Origin of the sequence: Nostoc sphaeroides (genome assembly GCF_003443655.1) — a bacterium.
GTDB lineage: Bacteria > Cyanobacteriota > Cyanobacteriia > Cyanobacteriales > Nostocaceae > Nostoc > Nostoc sphaeroides.
On sequence record NZ_CP031941.1, the window covers coordinates 3,846,036 to 3,861,617 of the forward strand.

General features: G+C 42.0%; 16 protein-coding genes. 7 read left to right on the forward strand and 9 right to left on the reverse strand.

Features of this window, described 5'->3' with window-relative positions:
* The first annotated feature begins 88 nt into the window (after positions 1-88).
* Positions 89-1,579, forward strand: a complete 1,491-nt coding sequence (crtH, locus tag D1367_RS16940; protein WP_118167467.1) for a carotenoid isomerase — start codon at positions 89-91, stop codon at positions 1,577-1,579.
* A 523-nt stretch (positions 1,580-2,102) separates the two neighbouring features.
* Here crtH and purT read toward each other — a convergent pair.
* The 4 genes from purT to D1367_RS16960 form a co-directional block, all read right to left on the reverse strand.
* Positions 2,103-3,266 carry a formate-dependent phosphoribosylglycinamide formyltransferase gene (gene purT / locus D1367_RS16945; RefSeq protein ID WP_118167468.1) on the reverse strand — a complete coding sequence of 388 codons (1,164 nt, stop codon included), beginning with the start codon at positions 3,264-3,266 and terminating at the stop codon, positions 2,103-2,105.
* 65 nt (positions 3,267-3,331) lie between these two features.
* Positions 3,332-3,814 (reverse strand): pentapeptide repeat-containing protein, encoded by a 483-nt coding sequence (locus D1367_RS16950; protein WP_181984864.1) that lies wholly within the window; start codon positions 3,812-3,814, stop codon positions 3,332-3,334.
* 70 nt (positions 3,815-3,884) lie between these two features.
* Complete coding sequence (locus D1367_RS16955; RefSeq protein ID WP_118167470.1) at positions 3,885-5,636, reverse strand: ABC transporter permease subunit; 1,752 nt, start codon at positions 5,634-5,636, stop codon at positions 3,885-3,887.
* Between the two features lie 43 nt (positions 5,637-5,679).
* Positions 5,680-6,630, reverse strand: a complete 951-nt coding sequence (locus tag D1367_RS16960) for an ABC transporter ATP-binding protein (protein ID WP_118171544.1) — start codon at positions 6,628-6,630, stop codon at positions 5,680-5,682.
* A gap of 231 nt (positions 6,631-6,861) precedes the next feature.
* Here D1367_RS16960 and D1367_RS16965 point away from each other — a divergent pair, with 231 nt between their 5' ends.
* Positions 6,862-7,461 (forward strand): hypothetical protein, encoded by a 600-nt coding sequence (locus D1367_RS16965; RefSeq protein WP_118167471.1) that lies wholly within the window; start codon positions 6,862-6,864, stop codon positions 7,459-7,461.
* A 69-nt stretch (positions 7,462-7,530) separates the two neighbouring features.
* Here D1367_RS16965 and D1367_RS32270 read toward each other — a convergent pair whose 3' ends face one another.
* The 3 genes from D1367_RS32270 to D1367_RS16985 are packed head-to-tail and all read right to left on the reverse strand — an operon-like array spanning position 7,531 to position 8,531.
* Positions 7,531-8,010 (reverse strand): hypothetical protein, encoded by a 480-nt coding sequence (locus D1367_RS32270; RefSeq protein ID WP_244944944.1) that lies wholly within the window; start codon positions 8,008-8,010, stop codon positions 7,531-7,533.
* Positions 7,997-8,218 (reverse strand): hypothetical protein, encoded by a 222-nt coding sequence (locus D1367_RS16980; protein ID WP_118167472.1) that lies wholly within the window; start codon positions 8,216-8,218, stop codon positions 7,997-7,999. Before D1367_RS16980 ends, D1367_RS32270 begins: the two co-directional genes overlap by 14 nt.
* Complete coding sequence (locus tag D1367_RS16985; RefSeq protein WP_244944945.1) at positions 8,202-8,531, reverse strand: PIN domain-containing protein; 330 nt, start codon at positions 8,529-8,531, stop codon at positions 8,202-8,204. Before D1367_RS16985 ends, D1367_RS16980 begins: the two co-directional genes overlap by 17 nt.
* A 190-nt stretch (positions 8,532-8,721) precedes the next feature.
* Here D1367_RS16985 and leuB point away from each other — a divergent pair, with 190 nt between their 5' ends.
* The 3 genes from leuB (at position 8,722) to D1367_RS17000 (ending at position 11,187) form a co-directional block, all read left to right on the forward strand.
* Entirely contained in the window at positions 8,722-9,810 is a 1,089-nt protein-coding gene (leuB, locus tag D1367_RS16990) for a 3-isopropylmalate dehydrogenase (RefSeq protein ID WP_118167474.1), read from the forward strand.
* Between the two features lie 89 nt (positions 9,811-9,899).
* On the forward strand, positions 9,900-10,160 hold the full coding sequence (locus tag D1367_RS16995; RefSeq protein WP_118167475.1) for a hypothetical protein: 261 nt from the start codon (positions 9,900-9,902) through the stop codon (positions 10,158-10,160).
* A 178-nt stretch (positions 10,161-10,338) separates the two neighbouring features.
* On the forward strand, positions 10,339-11,187 hold the full coding sequence (locus D1367_RS17000; protein WP_118167476.1) for a prepilin peptidase: 849 nt from the start codon (positions 10,339-10,341) through the stop codon (positions 11,185-11,187).
* A gap of 126 nt (positions 11,188-11,313) precedes the next feature.
* Here D1367_RS17000 and D1367_RS30150 read toward each other — a convergent pair whose 3' ends face one another.
* Positions 11,314-11,502, reverse strand: coding sequence for a hypothetical protein (locus tag D1367_RS30150; protein WP_147337377.1), 189 nt, complete (start codon positions 11,500-11,502; stop codon positions 11,314-11,316).
* A 96-nt stretch (positions 11,503-11,598) separates the two neighbouring features.
* Between D1367_RS30150 and D1367_RS17005 the strand changes: the two genes are divergently transcribed.
* Complete coding sequence (locus D1367_RS17005) at positions 11,599-12,051, forward strand: hypothetical protein (protein ID WP_147337378.1); 453 nt, start codon at positions 11,599-11,601, stop codon at positions 12,049-12,051.
* A 112-nt stretch (positions 12,052-12,163) separates the two neighbouring features.
* Complete coding sequence (gene accD, locus D1367_RS17010; protein ID WP_118167478.1) at positions 12,164-13,114, forward strand: acetyl-CoA carboxylase, carboxyltransferase subunit beta; 951 nt, start codon at positions 12,164-12,166, stop codon at positions 13,112-13,114.
* Between the two features lie 114 nt (positions 13,115-13,228).
* On the opposite strand, the gene D1367_RS17015 is transcribed toward accD, so the two are convergent.
* Entirely contained in the window at positions 13,229-14,680 is a 1,452-nt protein-coding gene (locus tag D1367_RS17015) for an MFS transporter (protein WP_118167479.1), read from the reverse strand.
* Positions 14,681-15,582: the final 902 nt, after the last annotated feature.

A 15,582-nucleotide genomic window follows, 5' to 3' on the forward strand; every position in this document is an offset into this window, starting at 1 on the left:
CAAATACTTCTCTACGAGACGCTACGCGTTAGCGGAGGTTTCGCTTTAGCGATACGCTCAGTACAAATTGACAAAGGACAAATGACAAATGACAAATGACGCGATCGTTATTGGGTCTGGGATTGGCGGATTAGTAACAGCGACCCAGTTAGCGGCGAAGGGAGCGAAAGTGCTGGTACTGGAACGTTATTTGATTCCAGGTGGTAGCGCTGGTTATTTTGAACGCCAAGGGTATCGATTCGATGTTGGGGCGTCAATGATTTTTGGACTGGGACAAAACGGTACTACCAACTTACTCACCCGTGCATTATCAGCTGTAAATGTCAGCCAAGAGGCGATCGCAGATCCGGTACAGATTCACTATCATTTACCCCAAGGTTTAAACTTGAAGGTTGACCGGGTTTATGAAAAATTCTTGCAAAATCTTATTGCTCATTTTCCCCATGAAGACCAGGGGATTCGTCGCTTTTATGACGAATGTCAAAAAGTATTCAAGTGCCTCAACAGCATGGATTTGCTGTCACTGGAAGAACCTTGGTATTTACTGCGGGTATTTTTCCAGCATCCTTTGGCGTGTCTCGGTTTAGCTAAGTATCTGCCCCAAAATGCCGGGGACGTGGCGCGGCGTTACATCAAAGACCCGCAATTATTGAAATTTATCGATATGGAATGTTATTGCTGGTCGGTAGTTCCATCAGACATGACACCAATGATTAATGCTGGGATGGTCTTTTCTGACAGGCATTATGGCGGAGTTAACTATCCTAAAGGCGGAGTGGGACAAATTGCCCAAAAACTGGTGGAAGGTCTAGAGAAAGCTGGAGGTAAGATTCAGTATCAAGCTAGAGTCACAAAAATTCTTACAGAACAGGGAAAAGCGGTAGGTGTGCAACTGGCTAATGGTAAAGTGTATTGGGGTAAACGCATAGTTTCTAATGCTACACGCTGGGATACATTTGAACAATTATTATCGGTAGAAGAAATGCCACGTAATGAGAAAAAGTGGCAACAAAATTATCAAAAATCTCCCAGCTTCTTGAGTTTGCACATCGGGGTAAAGAAGTCAGTTTTACCTGCGGGGACAGAGTGTCACCATATTTTGCTGGAAGATTGGCAAAAGATGACAGCAGCAGAAGGCACTATTTTTGTTTCGATTCCCACATTGCTTGATCCAGATTTAGCACCAAATGGATATCACATCATTCATGCATTTACGCCTCACTGGATTGATGATTGGCAAAAACTTTCTGTGAGTGAGTACGAAGCGAAGAAAGAAGAGGCGGCTTGGCGGATTATTGATCGCCTAGAAAAGATTTTTCCCAGTTTAGATGCTGGATTGGATTATTTAGAAGTGGGGACACCCCGCACCCATCGCCGCTTTTTGGGTCGTCAGGATGGCACTTATGGGCCAATCCCCCGGCGCAAGTTGTGGGGGTTATTGAATATGCCGTTTAATCGCACAGCTATTCCAGGACTTTATTGTGTAGGGGATAGTACCTTTCCCGGTCAAGGGTTGAATGCAGTAGCTTTTTCTGGGTTTGCTTGCGCCCATCGCATTGCTGTAGATTTAGGATTTTAATGTGTATCAATCAAAGGGTAAGTAAGTGGGTCTTAAATATAAAACCTCACCCTGCCTCCGGCTTCCCCCGACAATACCAAGGAGAGGGATTGAGGATGAGGTTTTATCTTATGTTTAATTACGCCTAGTAGTCTGTCAAATTTATTTTGACGGTTAGAGAGACGCGATAAATCGCCGTCTCTACAAGTGTTTTGGTCTTATCTGAACTGTATTGTGTCATTACCAACATTTTTTAAATCTTGGGATTCCTTACCATTCCCGCCTCGGAATAAATTCCAAGGCTAATAGTTAAAGTCCTCTCAAGAGGACTAAATACAAAATTTTTAGCCATGCAGAAGGCTCTTTTATGTAAAAGGTAAAATTTCAGTCTACTTAAGTGGACTTTAGCTATCAGCCCAGAACTTAAGTTCTGGGCGGGATATCGGGTAAGCGCGACACTTTGACTATTACAAAAATGTGGGTAACGACAAGCTTTTTAAGGGGGGTTATATCAAGTTCGGATAATTACTTTTAATAAAATCTATCAATTAATTGTGATTTTACTTGCGGCTTTAGTAGCTTTTTCCCTAGCCTCTTGCACATTCATACCCTTTGCCAAAGCTACGCCCATTCGCCGATATGGATGAGCATTAGGTTTACCAAATAATCTAATATCTACATCTTTTTCTGACAAAGCATCGGCTACACCACTAAAAGCAATAGAATCAGATTTTTCTGAAGCTAAAATTACTGCACTGGCTGATGCTCCTAACAGTTCTATATGAGGAATTGGCAACCCTATAATAGCTCTTAAATGTAGTTCAAATTCATTGATATTTTGTGAGATTAATGTCACCATTCCGGTATCGTGAGGTCTAGGAGACAGTTCAGAAAAAATCACTTCGTCTTTGGTAATGAAAAACTCAACACCAAAAATTCCGGCTCCTCCTAAAGCATCAGTGACTTTTATGGCTATTTCTTGAGCTTTTAATATTTTATCTTCAGAAATTTCTGCGGGTTGCCACGACTCCTGATAATCGCCTCTTTCTTGGCGATGACCAATAGGAGAACAGAAAATCGTGGGTGCATTCCACTGTTTAATTGTCAGTAAAGTTATCTCAATTTCAAAGTTAATAAATTCTTCGACGATGACCTTTTGACTATCTCCTCTAGAATTAGCGATCGCATAGTTCCAAGCCCTCTCAACCTGATTCCTATGCTGCACTACAGACTGACCTTTACCAGAGGATGACATCACAGGTTTAACAACATTACTAAACCCAATTTCATCAGAAACTGCAATCAATTCTTCTAGAGTTGTTGCATAACCATATTTAGCCGTTCTGATGCCCAATTCTTGATGTGCCAGTTCCCGAATTCTATCGCGGTTCATTGTATAGTTAGTGGCAGCCGCAGTCGGTATAACTGTAATCCCTCGCTGTTCAAATTCGAGCAGTTTTTCTGTTCTTATTGCTTCAATTTCTGGTATAATAATATCTGGCTGATGTTTTGTTACTACAGCTTCTAAATCATCAGCACTGAGCATAGAAATAACTTCATAAGCATCAGCAACTTGCATAGCCGGAGCATTGGCGTAACGGTCAACAGCAATCACATAATTACCAAGACGTTGAGCAGCGATCGCAAATTCTTTGCCTAGTTCTCCTGAACCCAGCAACATCAATTTTTGGGGCAATTTAATACTCATTAACTTATCCAGGTCAATCTCAATTCAATAATCTTATAATTTTTTGTGTTTTAATTACCGTCTTCTCAAGAGTTAAATCTAGCTTGGCGCAGTTGTAAATCTTGACGTTGTAGCTCAGTTAAACCAGTACCTCCACCAAGCTGACACTTATCTACTAGAGTCTCCAACCAGATAGTCTCATTCAAAGTTGCACCTCGTAAATCTGCATTTCTCAAGTCGGCTTTCATCAAATTTGCAAACAAAAGGTCTGCATTGACTAAACTGCTACCTTGCAGATTTGCTCCAGATAAATTTCCTCTGATGAAGTTTACGCCATCCAAAATTAAACCAGATAAATCTGCTCCAATAAGATTAGGAAACTTTAGCTGACTTGGATATTTCAAAAATCGCATCATACAAATGATATTTGCTTCATTTAATTGTATTTTAGTTAAAAAATCATAACGAGCTATGCCCAGTTGCTTAAGAATTTGTAGACGCTGTGAGGGACTTTGTTCTAAAAAATGGATGGCTGTATAGCGTAAGTCTTGATTAGGGATATTTAACATAATTATTAAATTTTAACGATGTAAGAACCCCGACTTCTTTAAGAAGTCGGGGTTTTAATTCACTACTTACTTAGCGTCCCGCTAATAATGCTTTCGTAGCAGATTCACCTGCTAATCTCACCTGCTTTGTTAACTGGAAGTTCAACAACGCTAAAACACTTAACTGAGCTAGGAATGCCATAAAAATTGTTGTCGCCCCAGAGTATTGTATCGCTGCCCAAGGAAAACTTGAAAACAGCCATATAGTAGGATGTTCCCACAAGGAGATGCCGAGAAATTCTAGAATTATCGGTGGTAGCAACGTTACCGTACCTATAGTACCTATTGCCCAGAAGGAACGTTTGGGAGTTTTCTGCAAAACTATCAATTGGGCAATGGTAGCGTAAATCATGATGATGCTAATAGACAAAGCTACAGCTAAAAGTACTTTTAACCTGTCAAAATTTTCGCTATATTCTGTATCAAAAACAGATGTAAGTGCAATCCAGGGTAGCCAAGGGATAGCAACAATTGTCAGATTAATAGCGATCGCTACAATTGCAGGGCTTTTTTCCGCCCAAATTAGATCCTGCCAAACACTCTTGCGACTAGAAACTTCTTGATGTCGGTATCTTGCCCAATCTTGTACATCTTGACGATGAGGAGAAAGAACGGCAATTAAACTGAGAAGTAACACCAAGTTGTATAGTGCCAGAAAAACTAAATTTTGTGCAACAAATTCATTAAATCTAGAGTTGTTTCGCCAAGATTGTAAGCTAAATCCCCACATCATCACCTGACAAAAAGCTACCAATAAATAACTTTGTTTTTTGCTGATGATTGAGGCTTGAGGATTACGGAAGCAACGTTTGAGAGCTTGTAAAATTCCGTAACTGCACAATCCAAAGTTCAATAAATAGAAGCCAACAACACTAACAATATTTTTTCCTAACGGCAAATAGAAAAACTCTAAGTTTTTCAGGTGAGAACTATGATGTACACGTAACAAGTTAGGAAACAGATAATTTATTGCATCCCAAGGAGCGAAAAGCCTTAACCAAGCAGTTGAATTATTTAAACTGTTGCTATAAGACGACGCTATCAATATTGTTGTGAACAAGAAAAATAAAACTGCACCACTACCTAACCAAGGCTGGAAACCGCTAAACCAACGAGTAACTAAACCAAAGAGAAGTGCAGCACTGTAGAAGAAAATACAGCTAGCAATAAGAATGGCGTAGTAACTAAAAATGTAACTAAAGGCAATTTTGGCAGAACGTCCAGCCAACAGATGCAAAGGAACTGCAACTAAGATTACGAGATAAACTAAACTCGGAACTCCTAGCAATTTACCAGTCAATATACTTGTTTCTGATTGTGGGCTGAGACGGATAAAATTCAATGTGCCGCGACTTTCTTCTTTTGCTAAATCGTTGATTAGCAAATAAGTTCCTGCAACTAATAGTGTAAATACAAAAATTACACTAAATGTTAGAAATATATATTCCCAGTGATCTCGCCACCACAATTGCCAATTAATTTGGTTTTGGGGACAAAAGTTATTTAACAGAAAATCACTGAAGTCATTAATTGTAGATTGATTTGATTCTTGGTAAACCTGCTTTTGTTGCAGTTCATATACTTGACGTAAAGGACAGTATGCTCCAGTTAGGGAGTATCGATCATCAGGTAAGTCGCGTAATTGATATAGAAAAACTACGAGTTGTAGAAGTAGTGATGTTGCAACTGCGATCGCAACATTAAAAAATTTCAGCCGTCCTTTGATTTCCCGCAATAATTGCGGATTCCAGTCGCCGATTTTGTCTGTTAAATTGGGCATCATAGGAAAAATTCTCCAAAAATGGGGAGTGATATTTATTGACGTATCAAGATGCTTGTTTGTGACCTAATTTTAAGAAAATAGTTTCTAAGTCTTCTTGGGTGCAGTGAAAATCAGTTAGGGGAATGCCTGCTTTTATGAGCGATCGCAACAACTCAGCACTATCTTCGTCCTTACCCAAAAAATTCACCCGCACGCTGTTTTTTCCTGGTATTACCTCCCACTCTTCTACTAAAGCATGATGTTTAAGTTCGCTCAAAAGTGTCTCTAGGTTCCCTAAAGTTGATAATACAATTTGTTGGTGTGCAAGACGTTGATAAAGTTGCTGTAGGGAAGTACTTTCTACCAAAAAGCCAAGTTCCATAATTCCTACAGAAGTACAGAGTTCCGCTAAATCACTGAGAACGTGGGAAGAAATGATTACAGTCATCCCAGCTTCTTGCAAAGCCTTGATGATTTCCCGAAAGTGCATCCTCGCAATGGGATCAAGCCCAGAAACAGGCTCATCTAGTAGTAGTAAAATCGGTTCGTGGATAATGGTTCGCGCTAAACTTAAGCGCTGTTTCATCCCCCGCGACAGAGTAGAAATCTGACTGTTGCGTTTATTACCAAGTTGGATTAATTCTAAAACTTCATGTAGGCGTTGAGTGCGGCGTGGTTCTCGCAAGCGATAGAGACGCGCAAAATAATCTAGGTAATCCCAGACTGTCAAATCCTCATATAACGGGTAGTCATCGGGTAAGTAGCCTAGACGACGCTTAAGTTTGGGATTACTCTTGTCACGGAGTAGGCGATCGCCATTAATATAAATCTCACCCGTAGTTGGTTCCTCAGCAGTTGCCAACATTCGGATGAGAGTTGTTTTACCCGCGCCATTGGGGCCAATCAGTCCATATACTTCCCCCGCTTGAATCTCTAAATCAACATCATTGACAGCAACGTGCCGGTCAAATTGCTTAGTTAGTCCACGGGTGCAAATTGCTAATTCTTTTACCATCGCGGCTGGGGTGCGGCTTGTGATTAACACTTAACCTAACCTTTTTCTACAGCTTTTATCTGGCTTGTTTCAGAAATTGAAACTGGCTTTATTTAAAGCTGCTTTGAGTCATGGGCATTATTTACCCTATCTTCACTAAAGTTTTAAAAAATACCAATTATTAAGTTTTGCTACGGAGAATACTAAAGCTAGAAATCTCTAAGTCTTCTCAGTTAATCAGGTGTAAAAATTATGGATTTTGGTTCGATGCCTGGTATCGGGTCAATTATTGCTAAAGCCATCGAAGATGGCAGAGAGTGGGGGCAAACGTTTCTCAACGATTCAAGCTGGCGCGGTGATAAAGATAAGATGGCAAATCATGCCATATATGAGTCAACACTGTGGTCTGTAGGTAACGGAATTGCTGGTGGGGCCGTGGGGATAGCTGGGATACCGTTTGAAGTTGCTAGTACACTCTATTCTCAAGTAAAGCTAGCATCTACTCTTTTCGCCATACATGAAATTGACACCTATAGCCAATCTGCACAGCCTTTAGTCTTAGCTGCTGCTGCTGGAGTTAGTGTATCTGAACTAGCTAATACGTTGGCAACAAAAGCAGCGTCACAGGCTATTCAGAAAGCTTTGATGTCTATCCCTGGTAAAACATTTGCTCAGGTAAATAAAACTTTGGGAATTAAGTTAATCGCCAAAACTGGTGAAAAGACTTTAGTCAACGTAGCAAAAATAGTACCTTTTGTAGGGTCTACGGTTGGTGGTACGGTAAATGGGGTAATGATGAATGCTTGTGGACATTCAGTGATTACCTTCATCAAGGTTTGGAAAAGGTTATAAAGTAAAGTGGTATTTGTAGCGATTATCTAGATTGTCAAGTTTAGGCGATCGCTACCACATAAAACTTTTCTACTTTTCGCCCTTCTCCTGCTCTTTTCGTCGCTCCTCAATGCGAGCAAAGATTTCATCAATAGTGGGATTTCCCAAGATTTGATCCCTGTCTCGTGTGTAATCTCCACTACCTAACCTAAGTTGCTGCATAAATCTTGCCATTCCAGCAAGGCCAAGAGCCTTTGTTAAGGCTTCTATTCCCAGTTGCCTAATCTCACGTTGAGTAAGTTTAGTTACATCTAGCATTCTCATATTTGTAACTTTGGGCAGAACATCTGAACTTTCAACCTCTGAGATCCGCCTTTCTTTGATTCGGGCAACTATTTCCTCAATAGTAGGGTTTCCCAATATTTCATCCCTATCTCGCGTGTAATCACCGCTTCCTAAATTGAATTGATGCATAAATAGCCCCATTCCTGCTGGGCTAAGAGCTAAACTCAGCGTATCTATGCCTAATTGCTGAATTTCAGTCTGAGTCAACTTACTAACATCTATCATGCTGTTGTCGCCCTTCCTCAATACTGACGAAGATTTCTTCAAGAGTGATATCTCCTAATATTTGATCCCTATCTCGCGTATAATCTCCACTACCCATCTCAAATTGCTGCATAAATCGCGCCATTCCAGCAGGGCCAAGAGCCTTAGTCAGTGCTTCTATTCCCAGTCGCCTAATCTCAGCCTGAGAAAGTTTAGTCACGTCTATCATCTGTCACCTCCATTACCCAATTAAGCGGGTTTTCTACTCTTACTTGTAACAAGTTCCTGCACCTTGCTGCCAAACGCAACATCCTATCGTCAGTGGTTAGCAGAATATCCGCATTTCCCACTTCTGCACAAGCGATATGCAAAGCATCATAATTCTTAAACCCTAATTCATTCAGTTCTCTTGCACGAGATTTAACCTGTTCAGTCAAACTTACTTTGATGATTACAGAAGCAGTCCAAAGCTTCATCTGTCGTTTTCTATCAGTGTCTGGAGTCCGTTTAAGTTCATTATCAATGGCTTCACTTACAAGCATTTGCCATTCACCTGTTTGACAATTAGCTAAAATCAGCCGTACTGCCTCGGCTTCTAAAAAAATCCGTTCTTGTGTCTGATCGTCAAAAGGGCGATTCAGACAACATATAAATAAATTAAAAACTCCATCGGTACATTTTGCTAGGTATGATATTTAATCTGCAAGCATTTACCTAGTAATATAACCAGCTATGACCCAAAACTACCGCATTACTCTACTCCCCGGCGATGGCATTGGCCCTGAAATTATGGCAGTGGCGGTAGACGTGCTAAAAGTCGTAGGGAAGCAATTTGATCTGAAGTTTGAATTCCAAGAAGCCCTCATCGGTGGTGCAGCAATTGATGCCACAGGCGAACCCCTACCATCTGTGACTTTAGATACCTGCCGTAACAGTGATGCTGTGTTACTCGCCGCTATTGGTGGCTATAAGTGGGATTCTCTGCCATCCAACTTACGCCCAGAAGCAGGTTTGTTAGGATTACGTGCAGGTTTGGGATTATTTGCCAATTTACGCCCAGCGAAAATTTTGCCCCAGCTAATCGACGCCTCGACTTTGAAACGCGAAGTTGTGGAAGGCGTGGATATTATGGTAGTGCGTGAACTCACTGGCGGAATTTACTTCGGTAAACCTAAAGGAATTTTTGCCACAGAAACTGGTGAGAAACGCGGTGTAAATACAATGGTTTACACTGAATCGGAAATCGAACGCATTGGACGAGTGGCGTTTGAAGCAGCCCGCAAACGCGGTGGAAAACTTTGTTCGGTGGATAAAGCGAACGTATTAGAAGTATCTCAGTTATGGCGCGATCGCATCACCCAACTTAGTACAGAATATCCAGATATCGAACTCTCTCATTTATATGTAGATAATGCTGCTATGCAGTTGGTACGCGCTCCCAAGCAGTTCGATACTATTGTCACAGGCAATTTGTTTGGTGATATTCTCTCTGATGCTGCTGCCATGCTCACAGGTAGTATTGGAATGTTACCCTCAGCTAGTTTGGGTGCTTCTGGGCCTGGTGTGTTTGAACCAGTTCATGGTTCGGCCCCAGATATTGCCGGACTTGATAAGGCAAATCCTCTAGCACAGGTTTTGAGTGCGGCGATGATGTTACGCTACGGTTTAGACCAACCAAAAGCAGCAGATCACATCGAACAAGCCGTATTGCAAGTTTTAGAACAAGGCGATCGCACCGGGGATATAATTTCTCCAGGAAAAAACCTTTTAGGTTGCCGCGCTATGGGCGATGCACTGATTTTAGCTCTTGAAGGAAAATAATAAATAATGCCACTTGGGCAATTTGGCAACCTTTGCTATAAGTTTCGGGTAGACTAAAGGGAAATCTAGCAATCAAATAACAGTCGATAGTGTACGCATTACGACAAGGTCAAGTAAATTTTACCGCCCCAAAGAACCAATCGCCTTTGATTGATCCCGCCCTAATCAGAGCCGCTGGGCAGATATACTATATTCACTGTGAAGTACATCCCGAAATAGCTGGGCAACCTTCCGGTGTAGCAATTAATCGTGTGACTCATCGAGGTAAGGTTATTTTCACTAACCAACCAGTTCTTTTACCTCAAGAATGTTTTGTGCCCTTGAGTCAAATAGAATCGCACATGTATTAGTCATTGGTCATTGATCATTGGTCATTAGTCATTAGTCATTGGTCATTAGTCATTAGTCACTTGTACTGAGCGACTTGTACCGAGCGAAGCCGAGGTAAGCCGAAGTATTAGTTCTCGACAAAGGACAAAAGATAAACGACAAATGACACAGGACAAATGACAAAGGACAAATGATTGTATGGACATTTTGTTCGCCCTTCCGGCGAGTGTAATGGTCTTTGCTTTAGGTGCATCTATTGGCAGTTTTATCAACGTTATTGTTTATCGGCTACCTGCTGGGTTGTCAGTTCTTTGGCCGCCCTCTCGTTGTCCCCACTGCTTAAACCAGCTAAAAGCTTACGACAATGTACCAGTATTTGGTTGGATTTCGTTAAGAGGGCGGTGTCGATATTGCAAAAGCAAAATTGCTGTCCGTTATCCTGTGGTAGAAGGGGTAACGGGCATAATTTTTTTACTAGTTTTTTTGGTATTCCATGTTTCGACTTTAACAATAGGCTATTGGGCTTTTTGTAGTTGGTTATTGGCGCTATCGCTTATCGATCTAGATACAATGACTTTACCCAATCCACTTACTCAGTCGGGTTTGGTGGTGGGGATTTTGTTTCAAATGGTGGTTGGTTTTCTACCAGAGGGTAGTTTTGTGGCATTGGTAAATCACCTGATAATGGCGATAGTTGGTGCAGTATTAGGCTTATGGCTGTTTGATGCGATCGCCCTATTGGGTTCAATTGCCTTTGGTAAAGCTGCAATGGGTGCAGGTGATGCCAAGTTAGCAGCCATGATGGGAGCCTGGTTAGGCTGGAAATATTTGCTCTTGGCTAGTTTTATTGCTTGTCTGCTAGGAGCGTTAATTGGCAGCAGTGTCATTATGCGTAGAAGCAAAGCCGCAAGTCAAAAAACATCACTACCAAGGTTAGGACAAAAGATGCCTTTTGGCCCTTTTCTGGCTTTAGGATCTGTGATTACTCTATTTAGCGGCGAAGCCATTTTGTCTAACTACCTGCGGTTATTTTTCCCAGCGTCTTAAACTGGAATTAGGGAGCAGGGGGAGATGAACTATTGATTATTGACCAATGCCCAATGCCCAATACCTCGACTTCGCTCAGTACAAGTGCCCAATGCCCAATGCCCAATGCCCATTCATAATAAATATTTATAATTTGTGACTGTAACCAACATTACCCCATCTACCCTTGAGATTTTGATAATATTTAGCTTGTGAACTAATCCGCCGTCTAGACGGACGTAGTTCTCCCAATTCATCGGCAATACCTCCAGAACTCCGTAGTTCTATTGGTTTGACATCCCTCGAAGGGCAGAAGTCTTGGTTCGCAAGACCCAAATCTTTTACCCGCAGCTCTGCCCTACTCCTTCCCTACGGGACGCTGTGCGAACGGAGAAGCTAGCTACGTGTAGCCTCCCATAGAGAACGGTTTTCTTGCAACATATACCTATAAGCTTGGTTTTTGCTTGTGGCATTGATGGTTATCGAGCGCAGTCGAGATATGGTCAAGACACTAACTATAATATCCGAGAAATCGGTGATTCCTTATATATCCTGGATACAATCGTCATCAGCCGCTTACAATGCCCACCTTATGAATACATAGGTCGGGACTTCCGCCGCAATGCATTAACGACGATTAACCGTTGGCAAGCACAACTAGTGCAACAGATGCTGATTGCTCATAACCTAACAATACGAATCATTGATTTGGGTAGGAGGGGGAAAGCATCTTATTTGGAGGTTGGTATTCTCATGGCTTTGTCAGTATGTCCATATAATTTAAGTCTGCTGAAAAAAGAGCAAGAGACTTGTATTGGCATAAGTATTTTCGTTAAGCTGGCAACCAAAGATGAAAATTTTGGTCTGAATTGCTTAAAAGCGTAGTTTGACGATGTAGCCATTAGTCATTAATAAAGACAAATGACAAAAGGCTAAGGACAACCCAATACGGCTTGACATGTTTTCGACCTCATACCCACTTAAAATAAAATAAAAAATGGCTAACAACGAAGAATCACGCGGTTTAAAGTCTCTATTTGATTGGTTTGCAAATCGACGCAAGTCAGGATCTACCAGTCTCGAACGCCAAGAACGTGAAATTGCTGATGGACTGTGGCATAAATGTTCTAAATGCAGTGTGCTGGCATATACAAAAGACCTGAAAGCCAACCAGATGGTTTGTACCGAATGTGGCCATCACAATCGGGTAGACAGCGATGAGCGCATCCGTCAATTGATAGATCATAATACCTGGAAACCTCTAGACGAGCATTTGCGTCCAACCGATCCGCTTGAATTTCGCGATCGCAAACTCTACAGCGATCGCTTGCGGGAAACCCAAGATAAAATTGGCTTAATAGACGCAGTTAGAACTGGTTTAGGTCAAATTAATGGTTTGCCCATTGCCCTTGGGGTTATGGATTTCCGCTTCATGGGTGGTAGCATGGGTTCCGTCGTGGGTGAAAGACTCACCCGCATGATTGAGCAAGCCACTCAACGGCGGTATCCTGTAGTTATCGTCTGCACCTCCGGTGGCGCGAGAATGCAAGAAGGAATGCTCTCCCTGATGCAGATGGCGAAAATCTCCGCAGCCCTACAACGCCATAAAGATGCGCGATTATTATATGTTCCTGTTTTGACCAATCCCACAACAGGAGGCGTTACCGCTAGCTTTGCGATGTTGGGCGATATCATTTTGGCAGAACCCAAAGCAACCATTGGTTTTGCCGGTCGGCGAGTGATTGAGCAAACCCTGCGGGAAAAACTACCTGATGATTTTCAGACTGCTGAAGATTTACTTTTGCACGGTTTTGTTGATGATATCGTACCCCGTACCCAATTAAAGAACACCCTAGCCCAGCTAATTGCCCTACACCAGCCTGTACTAACAACACCTCAAATGGTGTTGTGGGAAACAATGTCTTTAACTTCTACCGCCGCAGAATAGTCAAAAGTCAAAAGTGATGAGTTAGGAGTGAAGAGTTATGAGTGTAAAATTCATAACTCCTTACTCGTCTACAGACGCGATTAATCGCGTCTCTACTCCTCACTTTTCCCTCCCTCACCTTCTTGCCTCTTTGACAAAAAGTAGTGGGATAAGCGCTGTTAGTCGAAATAGACTAGAGAGGGCGAACAACCCCAGTAAGCCTCCAAACTGAGCAAATTGGACGATGAAGCTGCCTATAGTTGTGCCTAAAGCACCACTCGCTCCAGCAACGGCAGCTGCTGTCGCAAAATAGATAGACTGATTTTTAATTGGTGCGATCGCCAATTGTATATTGTTGTTACACAAGTCAATCGCCGCCCAAGTACCTCCAGCCAAGATGTGTAACAGGGGTAACCACAACCAGATATCAAGGCGATTAGCACCAATCCCCAGCCAAAGCAGTGGTGTGGCTGCAACCAAAATCCCAATACAGATCAAAATGGGACGATTGCCTATCTTGTCTGCTAATTTGCCCCATACAATGAGCATCACCAAAGTCGCCCCCGCCTGAAGGCTATTGTAGATAGTTACGTAGCTCACGTCTAAATCGAGGGTGTCGAGCATGTAGAGGTTAAAAAAAGGACTGCTGAGGTTAACAGCAAGCGCCCAAAAGCTGAAATACAGCAGAAATCTCAAAAAGTTAGAATTTTTCCAGATGCTGGAAGCTGGCGCAATAGGTGGGGTTGAATCGCCATCTGAACTATCCCCCTTGCTCCCTACTTCCGTTCGGCTACGCTCACGGCAAGCCTGCTCCCTTGCCTCTTGTTCAATCTCATTTGTTTGAGGTAACTTGCCATAATAAGTGTTTTGCGATTGCGGATTCATATCCACCTGGAAATATTGACACCCCAATCCCACAATCCCAAACACTATACCTACCAGCAGAACTACCCCATAGCCTTGAATACTTCCACCATACCAATGTGATACAACTAGACCGGCTATTGGTACGCAAACCAAATTGGTGAGACTAGAAGCACTATTGCGTATCCCAAAATACCTGCCTCGCAATTGCCGGGGAACTATCATTGCTACCCAACTTAGCCACGATGCTGTTCCTAGTCCTCCTAAAAGATTGCTGAATAGAACAATCAAGAGTGTCAATATCACTAGCTGGTGAGTATTAATCACTCCCAAACTTACGCCGACAATACCGATTACTACAACCAGCCATAGCAGCCGACCAATTCCGTGTGTCCGAAGAGAATATTGAAAGCGGCTGGTGCTACGTTCAGACAAGTAAGCACCCAACGGCTGAATAAGATTAACCAACATCGGGATAGAGCACAGCATCCCAAATACCACTGGACTAGCACCCAATTCCACCAAAAAATTGCTGAGTAAAATCCCGCCAGTTCCAAGGGAGTAAATCGCTGCTAAGACAGAATCTGTAGTGGAGGCTTTTAAACTAGTACGAATCGCATCCTTGGGAATTCGAGAGATGGGAGAAAGTGCTGTGGATGGTGAGGCAATCTGGGGAATTTCCAGAGTCAGTGGCGCATTTGTTTCAACCTGAACAAAATCCATAATGTATGTTTATGAGTAAAACATCCTGGGAGTAATCCGGTTGCAAAGGAACTCAGTATGCTTTTTTAGCATTTCTGATAAGTTTTCGTTATTTTAGCTTGCATTTTCAACAAAACTTTCAAATAAGTAAAATATGACTTACTATTTCCGCTTTCCAGGTAAGCAAATATACTTAAAGGATATCATCAATAACTTTGATAAGGGAACTCCAAAAAATAAATTATTCCACATTCAAGTCGTTGACTGTTGACTGTTGACTGAAAACTCGTGAACCGTCAACGGTCAACACTGAACAATAGCAATGGAATATTTTTTTACTTGGAAGTCCCTTAGGGACTTCCAAATAAAAAATATCCCATCCTTGCGGGACGCTACGCGTAGCTTGCTTCCCCAAAGGGTACGCTTTTAGGTCAGGGGAGCAGGGAGAGGAAAAGTCGTTTTAATTCCAAAAATTTAGATAATTTATTTTTTGAAGTTATTCTAATAGGGTATGGTATCGGTTCTAAATTGCGTATAAGAAAAATACTCAGTATTTATCGGCTATGACTAAGACCTACTGCGATCGCTATTAATGACGGGAGTGAATTATGCTATACCTTCGCAGATAAGTAAATATTCAGAGGCGATCGTGAATAATTTTGGTAATCAATTTGTCAGCGCCTTGTTGGGGTAACAATCTTTAAAGCAGATGATGCTGAAGGCACAGAATAAAGCAGAGCAACTAAATTTATTTATGGATAGATAAATTTTAAACTTTGCTTGGTTCAGAGCAAGCGGATTTATCCGTGGGCATTAATTGCGAATTGCGTTCGCGTTCGCGCAGCGTCTCGTAAAGAGAAACGAGCGTCATTGCGAATTGCGAATTGTGCTGACGCTGCGCTATGCGCTAAAGCGTCTCCCTG